General features: G+C 36.1%; 20 protein-coding genes. 6 read left to right on the top strand and 14 right to left on the bottom strand.

Annotated elements, in window-relative coordinates:
- Positions 1-104: 104 nt before the first annotated feature.
- From DDF69_RS16980 to DDF69_RS16950, 7 genes are read right to left on the bottom strand one after another with little or no spacing between them, the layout of a single operon-like run.
- The gene (locus DDF69_RS16980) at positions 105-653 is read right to left on the bottom strand and encodes a lipocalin family protein (protein WP_114821818.1); all 549 of its coding nucleotides are present in this window, start codon (positions 651-653) and stop codon (positions 105-107) included.
- Positions 643-1,329: a lycopene cyclase domain-containing protein gene (locus DDF69_RS16975; protein WP_228412030.1), complete on the bottom strand. Its 687-nt coding sequence runs from the start codon at positions 1,327-1,329 to the stop codon at positions 643-645. Before DDF69_RS16975 ends, DDF69_RS16980 begins: the two co-directional genes overlap by 11 nt.
- Complete coding sequence (locus tag DDF69_RS16970) at positions 1,329-1,781, bottom strand: sterol desaturase family protein (RefSeq protein WP_114821841.1); 453 nt, start codon at positions 1,779-1,781, stop codon at positions 1,329-1,331. Before DDF69_RS16970 ends, DDF69_RS16975 begins: the two co-directional genes overlap by 1 nt.
- 7 nt (positions 1,782-1,788) lie before the next feature.
- Entirely contained in the window at positions 1,789-2,247 is a 459-nt protein-coding gene (locus DDF69_RS16965) for an SRPBCC family protein (protein ID WP_114821816.1), read from the bottom strand.
- A gap of 57 nt (positions 2,248-2,304) precedes the next feature.
- Positions 2,305-3,141, bottom strand: coding sequence for a phytoene/squalene synthase family protein (locus DDF69_RS16960; RefSeq protein WP_114821815.1), 837 nt, complete (start codon positions 3,139-3,141; stop codon positions 2,305-2,307).
- Between the two features lie 4 nt (positions 3,142-3,145).
- Complete coding sequence (locus tag DDF69_RS16955) at positions 3,146-4,636, bottom strand: phytoene desaturase family protein (protein WP_114821814.1); 1,491 nt, start codon at positions 4,634-4,636, stop codon at positions 3,146-3,148.
- A gap of 41 nt (positions 4,637-4,677) precedes the next feature.
- Positions 4,678-5,334 carry a MarR family winged helix-turn-helix transcriptional regulator gene (locus tag DDF69_RS16950; protein ID WP_114821813.1) on the bottom strand — a complete coding sequence of 219 codons (657 nt, stop codon included), beginning with the start codon at positions 5,332-5,334 and terminating at the stop codon, positions 4,678-4,680.
- A gap of 245 nt (positions 5,335-5,579) precedes the next feature.
- Here DDF69_RS16950 and DDF69_RS16945 point away from each other — a divergent pair, with 245 nt between their 5' ends.
- Positions 5,580-7,091 (top strand): serine hydrolase domain-containing protein, encoded by a 1,512-nt coding sequence (locus DDF69_RS16945; RefSeq protein WP_114821812.1) that lies wholly within the window; start codon positions 5,580-5,582, stop codon positions 7,089-7,091.
- 102 nt (positions 7,092-7,193) lie between these two features.
- Here DDF69_RS16945 and DDF69_RS16940 read toward each other — a convergent pair whose 3' ends face one another.
- From DDF69_RS16940 to DDF69_RS16925, 4 genes are all read right to left on the bottom strand, one after another.
- Positions 7,194-7,712: a DUF2911 domain-containing protein gene (locus DDF69_RS16940; protein ID WP_114821811.1), complete on the bottom strand. Its 519-nt coding sequence runs from the start codon at positions 7,710-7,712 to the stop codon at positions 7,194-7,196.
- Between the two features lie 34 nt (positions 7,713-7,746).
- Positions 7,747-9,438: a sodium:solute symporter gene (locus DDF69_RS16935; protein ID WP_114821810.1), complete on the bottom strand. Its 1,692-nt coding sequence runs from the start codon at positions 9,436-9,438 to the stop codon at positions 7,747-7,749.
- A gap of 100 nt (positions 9,439-9,538) precedes the next feature.
- A complete protein-coding gene (locus tag DDF69_RS16930; RefSeq protein ID WP_114821809.1) occupies positions 9,539-12,043 on the bottom strand; it encodes a PIG-L family deacetylase in 2,505 nt (834 codons plus the stop codon).
- Between the two features lie 376 nt (positions 12,044-12,419).
- The gene (locus tag DDF69_RS16925) at positions 12,420-12,959 is read right to left on the bottom strand and encodes a hypothetical protein (protein WP_114821808.1); all 540 of its coding nucleotides are present in this window, start codon (positions 12,957-12,959) and stop codon (positions 12,420-12,422) included.
- A gap of 91 nt (positions 12,960-13,050) precedes the next feature.
- Between DDF69_RS16925 and DDF69_RS16920 the strand changes: the two genes are divergently transcribed.
- The 3 genes from DDF69_RS16920 (at position 13,051) to DDF69_RS16910 (ending at position 16,422) form a co-directional block, all read left to right on the top strand.
- Entirely contained in the window at positions 13,051-13,272 is a 222-nt protein-coding gene (locus DDF69_RS16920) for a hypothetical protein (protein WP_114821840.1), read from the top strand.
- A 162-nt stretch (positions 13,273-13,434) separates the two neighbouring features.
- Complete coding sequence (locus DDF69_RS16915) at positions 13,435-15,996, top strand: hypothetical protein (protein WP_114821807.1); 2,562 nt, start codon at positions 13,435-13,437, stop codon at positions 15,994-15,996.
- A gap of 75 nt (positions 15,997-16,071) precedes the next feature.
- A complete protein-coding gene (locus DDF69_RS16910) occupies positions 16,072-16,422 on the top strand; it encodes a hypothetical protein (RefSeq protein WP_228412028.1) in 351 nt (116 codons plus the stop codon).
- A 167-nt stretch (positions 16,423-16,589) separates the two neighbouring features.
- Here DDF69_RS16910 and DDF69_RS16905 read toward each other — a convergent pair whose 3' ends face one another.
- Positions 16,590-17,228: a hypothetical protein gene (locus tag DDF69_RS16905; protein WP_114821806.1), complete on the bottom strand. Its 639-nt coding sequence runs from the start codon at positions 17,226-17,228 to the stop codon at positions 16,590-16,592.
- A gap of 414 nt (positions 17,229-17,642) precedes the next feature.
- Entirely contained in the window at positions 17,643-18,314 is a 672-nt protein-coding gene (locus DDF69_RS16900; RefSeq protein ID WP_114821805.1) for a hypothetical protein, read from the bottom strand.
- A 380-nt stretch (positions 18,315-18,694) separates the two neighbouring features.
- Here DDF69_RS16900 and DDF69_RS16895 point away from each other — a divergent pair, with 380 nt between their 5' ends.
- Both DDF69_RS16895 and DDF69_RS16890 read left to right on the top strand, forming a co-directional pair.
- On the top strand, positions 18,695-19,012 hold the full coding sequence (locus DDF69_RS16895) for a hypothetical protein (protein WP_114821804.1): 318 nt from the start codon (positions 18,695-18,697) through the stop codon (positions 19,010-19,012).
- A gap of 43 nt (positions 19,013-19,055) precedes the next feature.
- A complete protein-coding gene (locus tag DDF69_RS16890; protein ID WP_047433678.1) occupies positions 19,056-19,226 on the top strand; it encodes a lmo0937 family membrane protein in 171 nt (56 codons plus the stop codon).
- 69 nt (positions 19,227-19,295) lie between these two features.
- Here the strand turns inward: DDF69_RS16890 and DDF69_RS16885 are convergent, their stop codons facing one another.
- Complete coding sequence (locus tag DDF69_RS16885) at positions 19,296-21,206, bottom strand: amidohydrolase (RefSeq protein ID WP_114821803.1); 1,911 nt, start codon at positions 21,204-21,206, stop codon at positions 19,296-19,298.
- Between the last annotated feature and the right edge of the window lie 268 nt (positions 21,207-21,474).

Genomic DNA, 21,474 nt, shown 5'->3' with positions numbered 1-21,474 from the left:
TATTTAGGTATTTGGTATAGAAATAAACAATCTTCATGCCTAAAAAAAAATACGACATGTTAAAATTTTCTTAAAATTAAATAATGATAGTTTTAACTGATTATCTATTTATCAAAGGGACTCTTTTTATTCTGCTTCACCCATATCAATTTTGAAGTATCATATCCTATTTCCTGAGCCTTGCTGATAAATTTCTGCTTTACGTTTTCAGGGATGTTTTTTTCACGGGAAAGAATCCAGAGATAATCCAGATTTTTCCCTGCAATCAGTGCATATTGATACTCTTCCAGGGCAACTACATTATATCCGGCATAAAAAGGTCCGAAAAAACTCACCTTCAAAGCGGCCACATTTTTTTCTCCTCTGAATTTGGCAGTACCATTAACAGAAACCCATTTGTTCTTTTTAAAATTGTACCCGCTGTTGACTACGTTTACATTTCCGTCTGCATTAAGGCTGTACTGAGCAATTGCATTATCAAGATCTTTTTCAAAGCGGTAGTCGAATCTGGCGATCTCATACCATGTTCCTAAATATCTGTTGACATCAAACCGCTCAACTGGCTGTGCTTTTTCAGGCATAGAAGAACAAGAAGCCAAAACGTTGAACAGCCCGAAACATACTAATAAGGTAAGAATGATTTTATTTTTCATTTTGAGTTATTTTTTTAAAGAAATAAATATTTAATAGAAACTGGGTGTAGCCATAAACAGCATCTTCAACAGGAATTGTTCCCATCCTGATCCCTAAAAAGTCATCAGGATTATAGTTGACAACAGGTGACGGAATTAGAGATCCTGTCAATATTCCATTCACGGCGAAAAATCCCGGCATCAGAATAATATATACAAAACTGGCTTTTCCTATCCAGTCTTTTTCTGCAATAAAATGAAGATAGCAAAGGGTGAGCAGGGTTATCACAATAGTTACCAATGTATATATTTTCTGATAATAAAGAAGCCCTGCCACACTGAGAATAATAATCCCTGTAAATACAATAAGGTTATTGAAAACACTAACCCAATCCATGGTAAAAAACTTTTCAATACAGTAATAAGTAAAAACGCAGGCAAAGGGGATACAGTAAAAAAACAACCATTCCTCGATGGGAAGTCCCGCAATTTTAAATCCGAGAGTGTAATGAAGATCAAACCACCAAACACCTTTTGAAGTAAACCAGATATCCCAGATAATAAAAGGAACGGCCACGATGGTGGATGAAAGCAGAAATTTCCCAAAAAATCTATTGAATTGTATCCTTCTGTCAAAAGAGGCCAGAAAGCATATTATGACAGTGAAAAAATTTATTAAAATATAAGTGTAACTCATCATTTTTTATGGAAATACATTTTAAAATATTTAACAGGAACCCAGAGAAATCCAAAACACTCTCCCTCTTCTCTTCCCAGATGCTTATGATGCTGTTTGTGTGCCCGTCTGATCGCCAGTAAATAAGGATTACTGGTTTTCGTAAAAACTTTTGCTCTCTGGTGGATAAAAATATCGTGCACAAAGAAGTACGCCATTCCATAAAGGCTTATTCCCAGACCTATATAAAACCAGTAACTGAATTCCTGCTTCACTCCCAGATACAATAAAGCGATGGCCGGGCTGGCAAAGATGAAGAAGAACATATCATTTCTTTCAAGTTTACCATTATGGCTATGATCATGGTGGTCTCTATGCAATATCCACAGAAAGCCATGCATAATATACCGATGGATAAGCCAGGTGGCTCCTTCCATTGACACAAAAACTCCCAAAACAATCAGAAAATTCATTGTAATTCTATTTTTTATTAAAAAGATCATCCAAAACCCTATATCTGAAATCGAAAATACTTCTGAGCTTTTCTTTTACAAATATGCGATGGGCTATTTTACCTAAAAACCCCATGGGAAGTTCATAATCTACAGTATCTCTTATGAGTACTCCATCTTCATTTGGAATAAATTCATGAAAATGATTCCAGTGTTTGTACGGACCTTCTTTTTGAAAGTCAGTAAAGCTTTTGTAGTCTTCTACCTGGCTGATGACTGTTTTCCATCTCATCGGAATTCCCAATACGGGAGATACTGTATAGTCTATCTCCATTCCTTTGAAGATAGGTTCATCACTCTCTGAAAGAACCACAAAGCTCATACTGGCTGGAGTTATTTCAGATAAGTTATGAGGAGATGAGAAGAACTCCCATGCGGTTTCAATATCGCATTTCAGCTGCTGTTCTCTATATAATCTGTACATGATTTATTTTTTTTATTGATCTTATCACTTTAAAATCAATTGTTCAACACAATTTAAGTTTTAGAAATAAGCAGATTTATAACGTATGTAGCTTTTGAATGCGACCAGTAGCTTCTGTGAGTTGGCAATTCTGATTCTTTGCGTCAGCATATTCTGGGAACTTGTCTTTTTAATTTTTTCAAACAGAGACAAATAATATCTGTAGGCCAGGTACACTCCAAAAATGGATGAGCCTGGCAGCTTTTTAATTCCTAATAATGCTTCTTTAAATTCTTCTTCAATCTCCTTTTCAATATGGGCTTTTACCGCATTATCAAATACCGCCATATTCAGGGATGGAAAATAGGTTCTGCCAAGAATCTGAAAGTCATCTTTAAGATCTCTCAGAAAATTAACTTTCTGAAAAGCAGATCCCAGTTTCATCGCATAAGGTTTAAGTTTTTCATACTGTTGTTTATTCCCTTCCGTAAATATCTGCAGGCACATAAGGCCTACCACCTCTGCGGATCCGTAGATATATTCTTTATACAGCTCTGAATTATAATCAATTTTGTGAAGATCCATCTCCATGCTGTGCAAAAACTGACTGATCAGTTTTCTATCAATATTATATTTATTAACTGTTTCCTGAAATGAATGCAAAATCGGGTTTAGTGCTATACCATCTTCCAGTGCCTGAAAGGTTTCAACCTTTAATCTATTCAGGAGTTTTTCTTTATCATAGCCATGAAAACTATCTACAATTTCATCTGCAAGCCGCACATAGCCGTAAACAGCGTAAACGGCAGGTCTTATGGAGGGCTTCAATGCCAGTATTCCCAATGAAAAACTGGTGCTGTATTTTTGTGTAGTGTACTTACTGACTTCGTAAGACAATTCATCAAACAATTTTTTCATCGTATTATTTCATTTTTAGTTTACTCACTTCAGCCGCTACAATTTTCCCGGAAATTACCGAAGGCGGAACACCAGGCCCGGGAACAGTTAACTGCCCTGTATAAAAAAGATTCCTGATTTTTTTATTTCTTATTTTAGGTTTTAAGACTGCAGTCTGCGACAACGTATTGGACAATCCGTAAGCATTACCCTGATAAGCATTATAATCAGAAATGAAATCACTTACACAATAACTTTTTTTATATTCAATTCTTGAAATAAGATGCTTTTCACCAGTGTGTTTTTCAATTCTGCCAAGCATTTCGACAAGATATTTTTCCCTGACAGACTCGTCATCCTCTATTCCAGTTGCAAGAGGTAACAACAGAAAAAGATTTTCACAATCCTCAGGTGCCACATCCGGATCGGTTTTTGAAGGACAGCATGAATAAAAAAGCGGTTTATCAGGCCATTTTTTATCATTGTAAATAGAGTCTATATGATCATCGAGTTCATTTTCAAAAAACAGGGTATGATGTTTTAAATGAGAAATTTTCCCTTTTATACCCAGATAGTAAATGAGACAAGATGGAGCAAAAGTTCGGGTCTTCCAGTATTCTTCGTTATAGTTTCTGAGCGATTCAGGTAATAGGGTTTCTGTATGATGGTAATCTGATGAGGCAATAACTGCATCAAATTCGTAGTCTTTACCCTCTACTGTGATTGAAATAAGTCTTCCATTTTCTGTATTGAGCTGCTGTACTTCATGATTGAAATGAAAAGCTACCCCCTGTTGTTCTGCTACCTTTTTCATGGCCAGAACGAGCTGATGAAACCCTCCCATTGGATACTTTGTTCCCAAAACATAACCGCCATAATTCATAAGGCTGTACAATGCAGGAATATTTTGGGGTGAAGCACCAAGAAATATAACCGGAAACTCCATGAGCGATCTCAGTTTTGAATCAGAAAAATAGCCTGAAACATATTTCCTGAAATCGCTTAAGAGATTAAGCTTCACAGCACTGCCTGCTATTTTCAAAGAAGCAAATTCAAGCCATGTGTAGCAAGGTTTTGTAACAAAATCTTTCATTCCCACTTCGTACTTGAACCGGGCGGATTCCATAAACTGATCATATTTATTTCCAGCTCCCGGCTCTATACTTTCAAACAAATCCCGTATGGCATCATTTTTTTCCGGAACTGAGACTTTTTCTTTGGCAAAAACCATTTCAAACTGAGGATCCAAGGATACCAGTGTAAAAAAATCAGAAACTTTATAATCAAAATCATTGAAAAAACGCTCTATAATGTCGGGCATCCAGTACCAGCTGGGTCCCATATCGAAAACATATCCTTCATCTGTAGAGAATTGCCTGGCACGGCCGCCAGGCTGATCATGCATTTCAAATACATGCACTTCATTTCCTGATTTTGCAGCATAAGCTGCTGCCGACAGTCCCGAAAATCCAGCACCTATTACTGCAATTTTCTTTTTTATGTTTCCGGTATTCATTATTATTTATTTAGTGGTTTGGCTGATACTTTTACTAATGATCAGTTCAATCTTTTATATGCAACATCTATCAGATCCATGGCTTCAAGGTTCATCCGGTAAAAGGAATCATGAAACTCATCCAGTTTAGAGAGTATGGCTATCAGCAGCATCTGCTCGGAATGCGTGAGATTTCCCACAACTACCTTTGAAGCTTTTCGGATCTCTTCCATATGTTCATCCAGCACAGCAATTCCCTTCTCCGTTATAGCAATATGTTTTGTTCTTTTATCTTTCTGAGAAACCTTTTGTTCTACCCATTCATTTCTTATCAGACGATTGATAATAAGGACACCTGCCGACTTCTCATGTACATTATGTCTTATCAGTTCCATTTTTGTCATTGCTCCTATCGTTTTCAGACTGATCAGGTAAATAAAATCGTCCTGGCTTGAAAAAACAGACTTCCCTATCGATCTCGAATAGGTCTTCGCATACCTTCCGATTCTTATCAATAATGTATTGATGATACTATCAGAACTTCTTCCAGATTGCTTCCCGATCCAAATCGGATCTTCTTCATCCGAATCATCTTTAAAAGAAGCATTGATCCATTGTGTAAACCCATGAAGATTGTTACTGTACAATACCTGATCTTCATTTTGTTCCATAAATTCCTGAACGAGTTCTACAGCTGCTTTTATAAGATCAAAATTCATATTCAATAGATTTAGTACACAAATGTACTTAAAAAAGTTTATAAATATACTTTTATTTTATTTTTAGAATGAGATTTATCAACTATTTTTTAAGAGACCTGCCTGCATGGCTATTATTTCGCTGATGTATAAAGAGAAAATACCTTTTGCTGAATTGCAAAAAAGTAATTGATTATAGAAAAAAAATGTAATAATATTCTATTTTCAAATGTCTTATAGGTACAAAACCAATTAAATATTTCTAAATGAAAAAAATACACCTCATCCTACTGCTTTCTTTATCGTTGAATGTTTTTGCCCAAAGTGTGAAGGATAAAATACAATCATTCGAAGACAATCTGCTCAGCTGGGATACATCGAAAACAAAAAAGTGGACGCTCAAAGAAAGAATGGCTTTCTACAATATGAATGCGGTAAGCATTGCGGTCATAAAAGATTATAAGATAGAATGGATAAAAGCTTATGGTTATGCAGACGTTGCTGAAAACAGAAAAGCTACCCAGCAAACACTTTTTCAGGCCGCATCTATCAGCAAGTCTATCAACAGTCTCGGTCTTTTAAAATTGGTTGAACAAGGAAAATTAAGCTTGGATGATGACATTAATAAGTATTTAAAAACCTGGAAATTTCCATACGATTCGGTTTCAAAAGGCAAAAAAATTTCTCTTGCCAATCTGTTGAGCCATAAAGCGGGTTTATCTGTTCATGGTTTCGGAGGGTATCAAAAAGGGAAAGAACTACCTACTCTCCTACAAATTCTCGATGGACAAAAACCAGCCAATTCTCCCGCGGTGCGGTCTGTGTTTGAGCCCAATCTTAAATTTCAATATTCAGGAGGCGGTACAACCATATCACAATTAATCCTTGAAAATACTACCGGAGAAAAGTATGAAGATTATATGTTGAAAAATGTTTTGACGCCGTTAGGGATGAACGAAAGTTCTTATCATCAACCACCTTCTTCAGATAAAGAAAAATTACTTGCTACGGCTTATAATAACGGAAAAGAAGTACAAGGTAAATATCATATTTATCCTGAAAAAGCAGCAGCCGGTTTATGGACCAACCCCAATGATCTGGCAAAATATATCATCGAAACACAGTTGTCATTAGCAGGTAAATCGAATAAAGTTTTATCAAAAGAAATGTCTGTAAAGAGACTTGAAAATAATTACGGTGTGTTTCTGAATGATTTCAAAGGCACAAAATATTTCGGACACAGTGGTGGGAATGAAGGTTTTGTGTGTTATTATATTGGAAGTGTTGAAGACGGAAACGGTCTGGTTGTAATGACGAACGGTAATAATTTCAAACTCATCGATGAAATTCTTTTAAGTATTGCCAGTTTGAACCAATGGAAAAATTACCCCATTGAGCCTCAAAAAGAATCCATTGCCTTAACCATCAGAAAGGAATGTTTAAAAAATATTGACAAAGGAATGGCGCTGTACCAGAAACTGAAAAAGAATAATCCCAATGAATACAACTTCTCCAATGAAAACGAACTCAATGAGCTTGGCTATGAATTTCTAAAGGATCATCAAACAGATGCCGCACTTAAGATTTTTAACTTAAATGTCAGTGAGTTTCCAACGTCGGGAAATGTGTACGACAGCCGTGGTGAAGCTTATTTTAATAAAAAAGAATATACATTATCAAAAAACGATTATCAGAAATCACTGGAACTTGATCCTGCCAATCAGAATGCGAAGGAAATGATTTTGAAAATCAACCAACTTTTGACTACCCAAAAATAAATTACACTTTGTACTACTACGTGATAATAATCTTTAATACCATATCAAAATAATAAACAAAAATCCCGGATTAACCGGGATTTTCATTTCTTATATTTACATTTATTTGATCTCTACAGGAACAGAGATCTTATCCCAATCCATTGAGAATCCATTATTGTTTATTTTATAGACCAACGCTTCCTGTGTTGCTGGTAAAGCTTTTGTTTTTACATCAACGCGTAAAGCATCTTTAGCTTGCTCGTATTTATAAGCGCCCCACTGTTTTGGCTCTTTGTTAAAAATCGCAGTCCAGGTTCCGCTTTGTTTAGGGATTAAGAAAAAGCTGTATTTACCTGCAGGCAGTTTTTTACCCTGAACCATAATATCTTTATCCGTTTCGAAAGTAGTGGCTTCATTAGCACCTGCACGCCAAACTTTATCATACGCTTCCAAACCACCCCAGATTGTACGTCCTTTTACAGAAGGGCTGCTATAAGCAATTGTAATATTTACATCTTTAATTTTTCCTGTAGCAGTAGCCGGAGGGCTGGCAGGTTTTTTAGTTTCCTGTGCAAAGGCGTTTACTGAAAGCGTCACTGCTGCGAAAAGTACAGTAGCAGATTTAATCATTGTTTTCATAATATCTTATTTGTTTGTTTTTATTATTATTTGCTTACGAATTTACTGTTTTCTGCTTATAAAACAGCAATCCGATTGCTGAAAATATAATCACCGCTGCTGCCCCTATCACATTAAGCCAAAGGAAAGAAATGATATCGAACTGGTAAACGGCAATAACCGTAATTTCTGAAAGAATTGCAGCAATAAACACATTCGGGCCGTCAATTTTTTTATAGTAAAACGCTACCAGAAAAATTCCCAAGATCGGACCGTAGAAAAGAGAACCCAATACATTAACCGCTTCAATAAGGGAACCCATCTGCGTGGCAAACATAGCTACTCCGATGGAGAAAATTCCCCATGCTAAAGTGTGCAGACGGCTGTACTTCAATTCGGTTTTCTCATCAGGAAGTTCTTTTTTAAATAATAAATGAACATCTTTTAATGAACAGGCAGCAAGGGAATTCAGCGCAGCCGAAATGGAACCCCAGCTGGCCAGAAAAATGACGGCAAACAGCAAACCGATCATTCCTACGGGCAACGTATTTTTTACGAAATACAGGAAAATGTAATTCGTATCCGTTTTTTCCGCATTATAGTTTGATTGATTGATAGCCTCCTCTACCCTGCTGTGCAATGCTTTTACTTCTGTCTGTGTATTTTTAAAATCCTGAATTGTTCTTTGGAGTTGAGGAGAATGAGTTTCTTTTAATTTTAAAATTTCTTTCGATTCTGCATTAAATTTTAACTGTAAATCCTGATGCTCTTTTTCAAAAACGGCAGCCTGTTCAGGATTTGCTTCCTTTAAATGCTGATAAGAACGTTCGTTAAAATAAATCGGAGCCGGTTTCAGAGAAAAGAATGCAAAAAGCAAAGCTCCGATCAGGAGAATAGCAAACTGCATCGGGATTTTCACCAATCCATTCAATAGCAAGCCCATTTTAGCATTGGTATTGTCTTTCGCAGTGATATATCTCCCAACCTGGCTCTGGTCTGTACCGAAATAAGAAAGTGCCAGAAAAAAACCACCAATCAGGCCACTCCAGATATTGTATTTATCTTTCCAGTCGAATTCTGTGGTGATCACATTAAGCTTTCCGGATTTCCCCGCCAGGTACAGCGCATCATTAAAACCAATTCCATCCGGCATATTCTGAATAAGTAAATATCCTGCAAATGCCATTGTCCCCAGAATAATAAGGAACTGTAATTTCTGGGTGTGAGCGATCGCTTTTGCTCCTCCAATATAAGTGTAAATCAACAGAATACCACCTGTTAAAACATTGGTTAAATAAATATTCCAGTTTAAAACACTTGATAAGATAATACTCGGAGCGTAAATGCTGATTCCCGTTGATAACCCTCTGGAAAAAAGAAAAAGCAGTGAAGTGAGTACCCTTGTTTTTTTATCAAAACGGTTCTCCAAATATTCATAGGCAGTGTAAACATTTAAGCGCTGAAAAATCGGGATGAAAGTAATACAGATCACAATCATTGCCAACGGCAAACCAAAATAATACTGAACGAAACGCATCCCGTCTGTATAAGCCTGGCCAGGTGCCGAAAGAAATGTAATGGCACTTGCCTGGGTCGCCATAATCCCGATAAGTACAATATACCAGGGCATTTTATTATCTGCTTTCAGGTAGGATTCGTTATTTTTTTGGCCACGGCCGATCAATACGCCGTAAACCACCACTGCCACAAGTGTAACAATAAGAACCGTCCAATCTATATTACTCATGCCCATAATTTAGTAAACCCATAATAAAATACGATCTGTACTACTAATGCAACGGCTAATAGTATGTACCAGATATTCCAGTTTTTAAGTTGTTTGTTCATCAGTTTTTCTGTGCAGATAAAAAGTTAAAAAATAAACGGGCAGCCCCCACATTTCCTGCAGGCAACTGTCTGAAAAACGCCAACGGGGTATAAATAAAATTACCTTTCCCGTATCTGGCATATAAAGTAGATCCCTGAAGAGGTTCTTCGTCTGTATCATGCATTTCAAAAAGCGGTTCATACGCTGCATCCCATTGAGCAGGGAAATAGGCTCCCCTTTCCTGAACCCAGCCTTTAAAATCATCTGCCGTAATTTTGTTCGGAAAGTTCAGTAATTTATGATTGGGATTTAAAAACGTAACTGCAGCATTTTCTTCGGTAACACGCTTATTGGCAATACTGAAATTGTACATTCCCAATTTGTCAACGGTTGTATCCTGGTTGGTATTATACTGCATCACCAGATTCCCTCCGGCTTTGGCATAGGACCATAAAAACGGCATCCAGCGGCCCAGCTTTTTCTCAGTGTTATTGGCACGAACCCCCAATACGATGGCATCATATTGTGATAGTTTGTTTTGATTACCGTTTCCACCGGATTCATCTATGTTTCCATAAAAATCTTCGTCTTTCAGGACATCTACCTGAATACCGGCAATGCGCAGGAACTCCGGAATGAAATCACCGGCACCTTCTACGTAACCAATTTTTTTAATCTTCGCCTGGATATCTCCTTTCATTACGATGGCAGTTGCGGGCACAAAATATTGTAAAGAAGGTAAATGCGGGTACTGAATTAATACTTGTTTTTTATTATAAGCTACTCCATCTGCCACAAAACTGGCATCCAATGGCATACGAGTAGAATGTATAGAGGCAAGCTTCGTTTTTGGAATAACGTAATCAACGGTAAAATCTTTCCCATTGACCGAATTGACATCAGTGCTCCCTAATCGTTCTCCGTTATACATAATGTTCAAAACACCTTTAGTGAAAGGTTTGCTGGAATTTACCTTAAAATTTAAACTCAAATGTAAATCTTCATTTTCTTTGGCCCAATAAAGTGGTTGTGTAAATTTCAGTTCCAAAGCAGGAACAATACGAAGGGCTTCCACCACATCGCCACGCACCGGATCTAGTTTCTTGAAAGATAAAGGAAGCTTAACCTGAAACTTTTGCGAACCGATTTTCAAACCCAGCAAAACATTCAGCGGTGATTCTGCCTCCGGTAAGCCAACTAAAGTATCATCAGGAACGGAGAAAGTGGCCGCATTTACGGGAGGTTTTGCCAACCAGTAAGGTTCTGTGAGTGCTGCATCAGCAGGAATCTGAATGTCGTGCTGAATGGTGATCAAAGAATCTTTTGACAGTTTTCTATTGAAGTTTTCTGATTGATTTAACCATTGTATATCCTCTAAAACAACAGGATTTACAGCTCTTGAAATCAGATTTAACCTGAAATTGTACTGTTCTCCGGCAACGGCTTCAGCCTGATTGGTAACGGCCTCACCCATAAACCCGGCACAGCTTAAAATAATATGGTCCAGAGATGTAAGTTTATCCCTTTTCTGATCTCTATCTTTGAGTGCCATGACCTTTTTTCGCAAAGCAAGCAAAGCAGGCAGGCTGAGGTCAGGATTATTGAAATTGAAAGCAGAGATAATCTGATCCAGTGACTGGTCAATATCAGCGTTTCCTTGTGAAGTCCAGGTTTTCACAACTCCATCGAAAAGTGTTGTTTTTGCCGGCTCACCGATCACGTGGGAAAAATATTCTGTTCTGATCCCGGCTACAGACTGTGTTCCTGCCCCCTGGCTTTTATGCAGACTTCTGCTTAATCCTGCCAATTCACCATAGCCCATTCCCAGTTGTGCATCATATTGCCCAACGGTCACTTTCAATTGATTTTCAGCGGTTGTATTCACTCCACCAAAGCGGAAAGTATTCCACAATACACGTTTTGGCTGCCATACATTAACGTATTTCAGTTGATCAGGGAAAGCCGCTTTATCGCCAGCCAGCTTAAAAGCTTTTTCCGCCACCACAGCAGAAGCCGCATGCTGTCCGTGCCCTGCCGCAGCAGTAGGAGGAAAACGGCAAATGATAATATCGGGACGGAATTTACGGATTACCCAGACTACATCTGCGGTAATGCTGTCTGCATTCCATTGTTTAAAAGTGTCGGTCGTATTTTTAGAAAACCCGAAGTCTATCGCACGGGTAAAAAACTGTTGCGCACCATCTAACTTTCTTGCCTCTAAAAGCTCATGTGTTCTGATTAATCCCAATGCAGCTCCTTGTTCTGTGCCTAATAAATTCTGCCCGCCATCGCCTCTGGTTAAAGACAGATAGCCCGTTTCCACATTCTGATCGTTGATTAGCCAGGAAAGCAATCCCGTATTCTCGTCATCGGGATGAGCCGCCAGGTATAAAACTTTAGGAAGATGCTTCAGCGTTTTGATTTCACGGTAAATTTCAGATGATTTGGAAGGCCGGACCTGCTGGGCCGAACAAAATACCGTATAAAAGCCAAGAATAAATACAGTGCTTACTTTTTTGAACATTTAAATTTGCTTTGCGGCAAATATAAGTAAATCATCTTTCTTTCAACCATAAAAGAAAAAGCATTCGGCAACACCAAATATTCTCTTATATTTTTCGCAAAATCATAGTGTGAAGATAAGAAAAGATAAACGCAAAGTTCATCAACAATTCTCCTTTATTCTAAGCAGGCAAAGTGCTGCGGCTTTGTCGATGATAAATCGATACGCTTATCCATACACTTCATTGAATCAACTCTGTTGATTCTTTCCTTTCCTTTGCTTTATTACAATCAACAGTTTCAAAAATGTAAGCTTTGCGTCAGAAAAACAGATCAGTATATTTAATCAACTTTATCAACCGCTTACAATAGGTTAGACACAAACAACTTTCTTATTCTTACCTGGTCTCAGTCCCCTTCTTTTCTCTCCTTCTCTGAAGAATAAGGTGTGCGGCATCCAGCATTTTAACCGTATGAATGTAAGGCATCACAATATTTCTTTCCGGTAGGTTTTCATAGACCCCCATTGAAAAATAGACAATTCCGGACATAAAATAATCAAACTCTTTGATGCTGTAGGCTCTGAATGCTTTTTTGAAAACCATCAGAGGATTCCGGTATTCCTGCTCCGAAAGCAGACCAAGTACCCATGGGGAAATCTTTTCCGGCTGTGTATCGACCGTCCATTTTCTTTCCTTCAGCATCATGAGATAGCCTGCCCGGATCAACGACCTCATCGATTGATGAAACTCAAAGATCACCGCCGGATCTTCATGGATCCAGCTGTTTCTCTTTACCGCATAATTCATAATGTTGCTGAGCCTTTCTTTGGAAACATCCAGCTCATTGAACTGAAAGAAATTTTCCATCAGCTGCAACCCGGAGTTCTTCTTTTCTGCCCGAAAGCGGGGATCAAAGTTTGTTCTACTTTTTTTCATGTTTGTATTTTTTTATAAATGTAATAAAAAAACACAAACATTCGGACTCAAGTCCGAGATTTTTATAAGAATATGTAATTTATTTGTTTCTATGACAGAAGCAAATAGACAAATTGTTGAATTTATAAGGGATGAATGGGTTATCCCTATGAACAATAACAGCAAATTTGCAGTAGATCATAATATTGATGAAAAAACCGTTCGAAGAATAAAAGATGATAAAGATTATCAAATTGCTCTTCTTACTATAATGCGAATCTGCCATGCCAGAAATTTAACTCTTACCAGCTTTTTTAAAATGGTTGGAATATAGATTACTAAAACAATATAATTGATAAATCCTGACGAGAGTTGGGATTTTTATTTTGCAAAAAACTGTAAATTAGTTTTGATATTTTACTTACTTCTCTTATATGTTATGAACGCTATAACATAGTAATATTTTAGATAAATTTGAAAAACATAAACCAAGAAAATGATAACAGAAAGAGTTAAAGATATATTTAGTTTTATCGATTTTTTGTATTCAAATATCGAGAATTTTAACAAACAAGAAAGATTACTTGATGAGATTACTGAGTTAAGAAAAATATATCATGATTTGGATCCTAAAACAAATTTTGAACATAAATTTGAAAGAGAAGAAATAGCTGAAAAAGGTAATAAGCTAAAAGATATTTTTCATCGAGAATGTAAAAATACTATTAACGAAAAAATAAATGAATTAGAAATTACAGACTTAAATAATATTGGTAATGATCATTTTTATCATATTGGAGAATTTATAATACTTGTGGAAACTCAAAAGTATGATAAAGAGGATGTTAAATTAATTATAGAAGCAAAAGAAAAATACGTTTCGATTTTAGAAAATTTAAAACTAAGTCTAGACAATTTTTTACCCTATGGTCTGGTTAAAGATTTTAATGAAATTTTACTTGATTGTTTTAAGCCTTTTCTATCTTTAGAAGATAAACTTAAGATTAATAAAAGTAAAGAAATACAATTCAATAGGCATATGGTTACCATTGAAAGTTTAGATATTCAAGGAATTAGAAATGCAGTCAATAAATTGAAAGGTAAATCCATTGAATTCGAATTTGATATAAATAACTGGTTAATAAATGACAAAAATATTTTTGAATTTTCTCAAGATATTAGCCTCTCATTGTTAACTATACAAGCTGAGATATTGAAACAGTGTAAAGCACAAAATACAAGTAAGCTCAATGATTTTCTAAAATCTGAAATCAATATTTCAAGGCTAATTAGTGGAACCAACGAATTGTCAATAGAAAGAATGTTTAAAGACTATTTGGATTTAAATATTGGATCTCCTGAATTAGAAACCCCAATGACAATGAATGTTAATATTTTATTGGGATACTTAAAGATCGAACTATTTAGAATATATTTAGAAAATACAAACAACTTATTTCTTCAAACTGAGAGGTACAAAGAAAAATTTCAGAGTTTACAAGAGGAGTTTATCAATTCGAATATTGATGTTAATAAAATTGATTTTATTAAAAGTGAGTTAGAAAAATGTAAATCACTTTTAAAAGAATTAGATAAACCTGTTTACAATGAAATGTCAATTTTAGGTGATACTGGAAATGAGCCTTGTAACTTCAAAAAACAATTTTTAAACACCTTGGACAAAAGACAATCTTTTTTAAATTCAAAACTAGAGGAATTCAAAAATTTGTCAGAATCACAAGACTATGAACAATCTATAAGAGTTTCTAGAGATGTAGCTGAAGAAGATCTTGAAAAAAATCTATTTTTTAAACAAATTGGAATAAAAGAAGGAGATAACTGCTCTCAAATCCCAGAACCAAAAAACAGAGAGGAAGCAATTGAGCGATTAAAAAAATATGATGCCCAGAAAAGATTTGAATATCTAAAAGAAATTTTTTCACAAAAATACGGGAATAACATAAATTTAAAAATAATCGAAGATGAGCTAAAGCCTATATACAGATTCATAGAAGAAGCAAATAAATTGTCAACTCTAGCTGCTTTTGAAAATAAAGATACATCAGATTATTTAGAATACTTAAGACTAGCAAATAGATATTATGAAAATGCTAATTTACCATACTATAGTTATCATACATACTTTAATTATGGGCAAAAAAACAATTCTTTGCTGACTTACGCAAAGTACTTTCTTTATAAAGGATGGTTAGAAGAAAAAAGAGAAATTTATACTAAGAAAAACACACAGACTATTGGTTATTTTTCGACACCGCATGATTTTAATATTGATGATGATTGGGATACACGGAAAAAAAAATGTGAAATGCATAACCAGTCTATTTACCAGAGGTATGAAAAGAATTTAAAAAATGGAGAAGAACAACTTTCAGATTTGGTTTCAAAAATGTTATCGGCAACAGAAAAGCCATTGCAAACCTCTGAATATGATTTACTAGAGCGCCAATTTAATCAGATAAAAAGTATTTGTTCCATTGCTTTAAACTCTAAAATAGATAAAGGATGTGTGATTGAAGGTGTAGGAAACTCTCTTATTGAAGATAAGTTCTACGAACTACAAGAGTTTCATAAAAAGTCAATAGTTGATGTAGACATACATTTAAAAACTTTAGAAGGATTAAAGAAAAGAGATCTTGATAGAAACTATAATTCAAAGCAAACTGAACAATTAAAAACCAAAGCACAAATATTAAGCGAAATCTTATACATCTATGGTTTTTTTGAACTTGATAAATTGAAACGGCTTTCGGAAAAAAATCAGAATATTTTAGTTCAATTGATAAGTGACAGTAAATTACCTTATGTAGTAGCTATGCTTGATTATTTAGATTATTTCACTTACTTAGAGAGAAACCACTTTAATACTAAATATAGATTACACATCGAAGTTTCCAAATGGTTTAATAGTGATAAGGAAGGCAGAGCTGTTAAAGGTAATATTAATAGCCTTTTGAAAAACTCAACCGAAAACAAGACCCGTTACACAGCCTTTAAACATAAAGAAAAGGTAATAAGGGACTATGAAAAATTAAAATAGGGAGTACGCCCTTATTGCTGCCCCTAAATGCCCCCCATAATATTGCAAAGTATAAAACAATAAATACTTTGTATAATGAAAACATTAAAAATTAAGCATTTCCCAAAAACAGAAATGCAGCTAACTAAAGAATTTGATAATCCAAAAATTTTGCTTTTTCAAAAGAGTAACCAGCATCTATATTTTGAAAATCAATTGAAAATAATATTTCAATATTTACAAAGCAATATTGCAACAGCTTCAATGATAGCTAAGGCAACTGGCATTCCTCAAAAGAATATTTGCAGGTACAAAAGATATCTAGAAAAAGCAGGAAAGCTTTGGGAATTGGAAAAAAAGAAATGTAAGGAAACAGGCGTTAAAGCATGGTACCTTACAACAAACCCTAAATACTTGTCAAGATTTGAACAAGTAAATTTATTTTAATCGATTTTTCCTAAGGTTTACAACTTATGTTATCAGCTTGAAATCAGGATCATCTCCTTAGCACAAATCAAAACAAAAAAATCCCAGCTTTTCGTTGGGATTTTAAGCAAATAATCTTCAATTCTCTATTGTTAGAGGATTTACCTTATATTTTCACCATCTTCACTCTATGGTTTTGTACCTTGCTCAACCGGGGCTTTCTGCAAAATCTGTATTGCTCCGGTAGAGGTATTTCCATAAAGCTGAATATAAATATCATCGCCATTTGACCTTCTGATGACATACACTTTTACGGGTTCATTCCAATAATCTATGGAGCCTTCTTCACCGAAGTATTTGGCCTCTTCTTTTATTCTGTCAAGCTCTTGCTGAGAAACTTTACCATCAAATATTTTTACACCACCTGCTTTTGTAATAGCATCATCATAGCTTTTCAAAAAATAGGGCAATGACCATTCTTCTGTATTACCTTTCGCATTGACTACATATGTTTTCCATACTTTTCCTTCTACGGGTGTCATTACACCATTAAGTGGAAAATACAGCATGTCAAAGCTTCTTTGTACCGGTTTGTTTTGAAAGTCCAGTCCTTTGGGAAAACTGAAAAAGGGAAAATCTCCTACTTCAGCGGTGGAAACCGGCAAAGAGTTGATATCAAATTGATGTGTTTCTCCCGGAGATTTTTCTGCGGCTGTCGTATTTCCTATGGCGACAGTATCCTTAGCTGCCTCTGTTTTCTGTTCAGTCTTTTTGTTGCAGGCAGCAAGTAAAGCGCCTATTGATAGAATAATCAGTGTCTTCTTCATTTTAATAAATTTAGTTTTTGGGTGTATAATTTTTTTAAAATAGTGAAAGACAAAACAATACGAATCCTTCTTCATCAGAATCGTTCTGTATATTTTTATCCTGCATTATTTTTGCGGCACTAACTTACAAATAAAAATAAGGATGGAAAATCCCTAATTTTAAGGAGTTTAATGAATAAAAAGATAATATACGGATGATATTTTTGACGGAGATTTTTATTTTTGAAACTGATGATTTTTAAGATAGCAAAAATGTAGAATCAACTTTGCTGATTCCTCAAAACGCATGGATAAGCGCACCGCTTCATGAGCGACGAAATCGAAGCACTTAGCACACTTACAATACAACGAAATGATCAATGGACTTTGCATTAAAAATAATTCCGGATACGAACTGATGAAAGATTTAAAAACTTATGTCTTCCTAATTTCATTCCGCGTCAGACTGATATAATTAAACATACAAAACGTCGCCACCGCCCCGAAAGTATGCCATAAAAAGTGCGTTCCGAAGCTGAACCATTCCCATTTATCAGCGATCCGGAAGGTCAGTGCAAACACAAATGACAATACAGCAAAGCCCACCCATTTGCCAGCTTTCCATTGGGTATACATCAAATACCTTAGTACCGAGAAAACTACAAATGAAGCCATAATGGCATAATTGACATTGATAAAAAGAGAAGGGTTATCTGCCAGAATCCAGTTTCTCAAACCTACCATAAGTGCTGTATATATCAGAACCAGGACAACAGCATAATACCATCGGGTACTCTGCGCGATAAAATAAAAACCGGCAGACAGACAGAGCAGCATAATAGGCAGCCAATCCATCATGATAAATACCGGCCATTGTCTGAAAGAATGGTAAACCGTTCCCCCAATGGCACCAATATATAATAAAACCAGGCAGTAGCTTAAAAAAGGATATCTTTTAAAGTTCCCCTTCATTTTGAGAGTCCAGAAAATGGCGATGGCTAAAAATAACAGGGCTGTTATGGCATTTAAAGGCTCAGGGAAAAACTGAGACATATCTGTTTCTTTATATAACAGGCCTCCGTCCGGAGGTATTAGGTTTACTGGCATTGTCTTTTTTTATAATATTTACAGGCATGTTTAGAGTGTACAATACAAACACAAGCCATTTTTCTAACTATTAGTAAAACATTTACTTACTTCTTATAAATATAGAAAAAATTATAGCATCCTATACCTGGATGTGCCGGTTATATTTTATAAGACAAAAAAATAAACCATTTTATTATTTCCGAATAGTAAGACAAAGGCTATTCCGGCCATTGAAAGCAAACCGGAGAAATGCTCTGAAAACGGATCAAATCCGGGTCTGCCAGCCACTCCTTTTCTTGTAATCAAAAGAACAGAAACTACTGATCTGCTTAAAAAAGTACCACATTTCTGTCCAATGGCAAAAAAATTGTAATTATTTAAATCAAAATAACAATCGTATGAACAATATCGTAAAAATTACATTGGCTCTTGCAGCAGGAAGTTCTTTGCTTTATCTGGGCCTGCGAAAAAAAAGTAAGAAAAGTAAAGTTTATCTTGCTCCTGATGGAAACACTTATAAGGAAAATCAGATTTACCGTACTTACGATAATACACTTTATAAGAACGGCAAGGAGTTTCATTATTCCATGCCCCAGATAGATAATGACCAGTATTCCAATAAAAATTACAGCAGTACCATTGACAATGTTCAATCCAACTATAAAGCTGATCATAAAAGCACCCAATATCACCATAAAGGGGTAAGGCATCACTAAGAGAAACCACTATACATAACACTAACCACAAAAAAATAATATTATGAGAAATTTACTATGGCTTGTTGCAGTAATCTGCATCGCTGTCTGGCTTCTGGGAATGCTTGGCATAATTCCGGGTATGGATACAGGAAGTTTAATTCATACACTTTTGGTTGTTGCCATTATTGTAGTTCTGATCAATATTTTTACCGGCAGGAAGCCTCTTAACTAAAAGAAAAAAATCAGAGCAGCAATAATCTGCTCTGATTCTTTTCTGATCAGCAAATATGTAAAAAACAGACTACGAATTATCTGAAAAAAGCATATCTTTTTCAGTGGCTGTTTTTACGGCTTTATCATTCACATACACAGGTATACCGCCTACCCAGGTTTCCAGTACCGGAATGTCTCTCATTTTCATGTATTGTAACGAAGGGGTATTTAATGAAAGAGGATCCTGTTCCAAAATAACAAAATCAGCAAAGTAGCCTTTGTTTAAGGATCCTACCCATTTGTCTGCATAGCACTGCCAGGCAGCATCATAAGTAACGGCAATCAAAGCCTGTTCCGGAGTAATACGTTCCGCACTGTTTAAGACTTCAATCTCGTTTGGATTTTTCTCCATAATTCTCGTAATCGACTGTTCCATCATTCTCAAAGGACCTAAAGGGCTCACCTCATTATCGCTGTGAAGGGTAATTCTCATCCCTGCCGCAAGCGTTGAACCACAAAGATCAAGCATTTGTGCCTTTTCCCCGAATATCACTTCTTTAAAAGCATATCCCCAGTAGCCTACGTGGCCGATCAGGAAACTTGGGGAAACTCCCATTTGAAGCATATTGGTAATTTGCTCTGATGTAAGCAGTGAGCAGTGCTCAATACGGTTACGAAGCTCCCGTCCTCTATATTGAGCCAAAGTACGCTGATACGCATTAATGGCAAATGTTACCGCCTGATCTCCATTGGCATGAACCATCAGCGGCCAGCCTTTTACAGCGACCACGCTGTTGATTAATGTATTATAGCCCGGCGGAATCGTATGAGCAGGAATACCTGTCTGCGGAAAATTAAATACTCCGGTATTGTTGGCAGGATTACACAGATAAGGAGCACTCTGATACCCTGTCAGTCCCTGGTTGGAGCCATCTGAAACCACTTTAATATGCCCATAATATACAGGTTTATAGTGTTCCGGCTCTTGATAAGGCTCCAGGTTGTCAACATCTTCCTGGCTTGAGCAAAGATACGCGCCGCCAGTTCTTACCCGTTCGGGGTGAGTTTCGAAATATTTGGTTAAAAGTATTTCTGAACCTTTATTCAGTCCGGCATCATACATAAAAGTAACGCCTCTTGAATTGGCTGTATTGAAAAGTTTCGTAAGATACCTGTTGATTTCTATGCTCATCGCAATGATCTGCAGCTTTACCGTCTTCAATGCAGGAGTCATTTGTAAGCCTTCCTGCAGCTGACCTTTGGTCTCAGCTATATAATTTTCAACGGTTTTATACTCGTTACTGATATCGGAATTATTTTTAAATACATATTCCAGCGCCTTGGTATTCAGATAAAGAGTGTGCATGGAAGCACTTAACAGCATCATTTCTGTAGTATGATTAATACTGTCTAGTAATATATTATCAATAGTTATTAATTCTTTTTTGCCGTCTTTCTCCTTGAAAGGCATTAATGACGGGTCTAGTCCTCTCCCTAAAATAACAGTTCCCGGAATTTTAGGAATATGATTGTTGATGATGGTTCCCACAGAGTTTAAGTCATAGACCGCTTTTAAATTCTGTCCTTCAAAAGGACTCAGATCCAGCCAGCCCTGCATCATTGCTGTTGGAACCATATGAACATGAGGCTCTATCAGACCAGGGAGTAAAGTTTGAGCACCGGTCAGCTCTTTTCTTTGAAACCCCTGATAGTTCGCTTTCATGTATTCTTCCACCTGGTCTTTTGTACCGGTTACCACTACTTTTCCATCAGCGATCCCAACAGATTCAACGGTAGCAGTTGATCCTCCAATCATAGGGCGGATAATTCCTCCGCTTACCATCAGCGTCTGGGGTTTTTCGTGGGTTGCCTTTCCGGAACCAGGATTGAGTTTCGTCATATTTTCTGCACTGAAAATTTCTTCTTTCAGAACATCCAGGACAGGATTATGGCAAGAGCAATGAGTGCAGCCATGTGTGTGATTGTGTGATTTTTCCATAGGAATAATTGGATTTAAGGATTTGTTTAAGCTTAATTTTGTTTGTGTTGTTTTTTAATCAGGCTTTATCCTGATCTGCATAGAAATGCAGGCCTCTCATCAGATGAGGCTAACTTATCGGTTAAATGAAAGAGAATTTTTAAGGCACTAGGTCAAGTTGAATTCGGGAACGTGAATAAATTTCATATATTTTCATGTTTTAGTTTATTTTATAAAAATAATAAAAATATTCATTCAAAATATTTTTTATCACTCAATGTTGATTAAT

This window comes from Chryseobacterium sp. KLBC 52 (assembly GCF_003347605.1).
Classification (GTDB): domain Bacteria; phylum Bacteroidota; class Bacteroidia; order Flavobacteriales; family Weeksellaceae; genus Chryseobacterium.
Note: the sequence above shows the minus strand (reverse complement) of the source record. Positions and strands in the feature narration are given on the sequence as shown.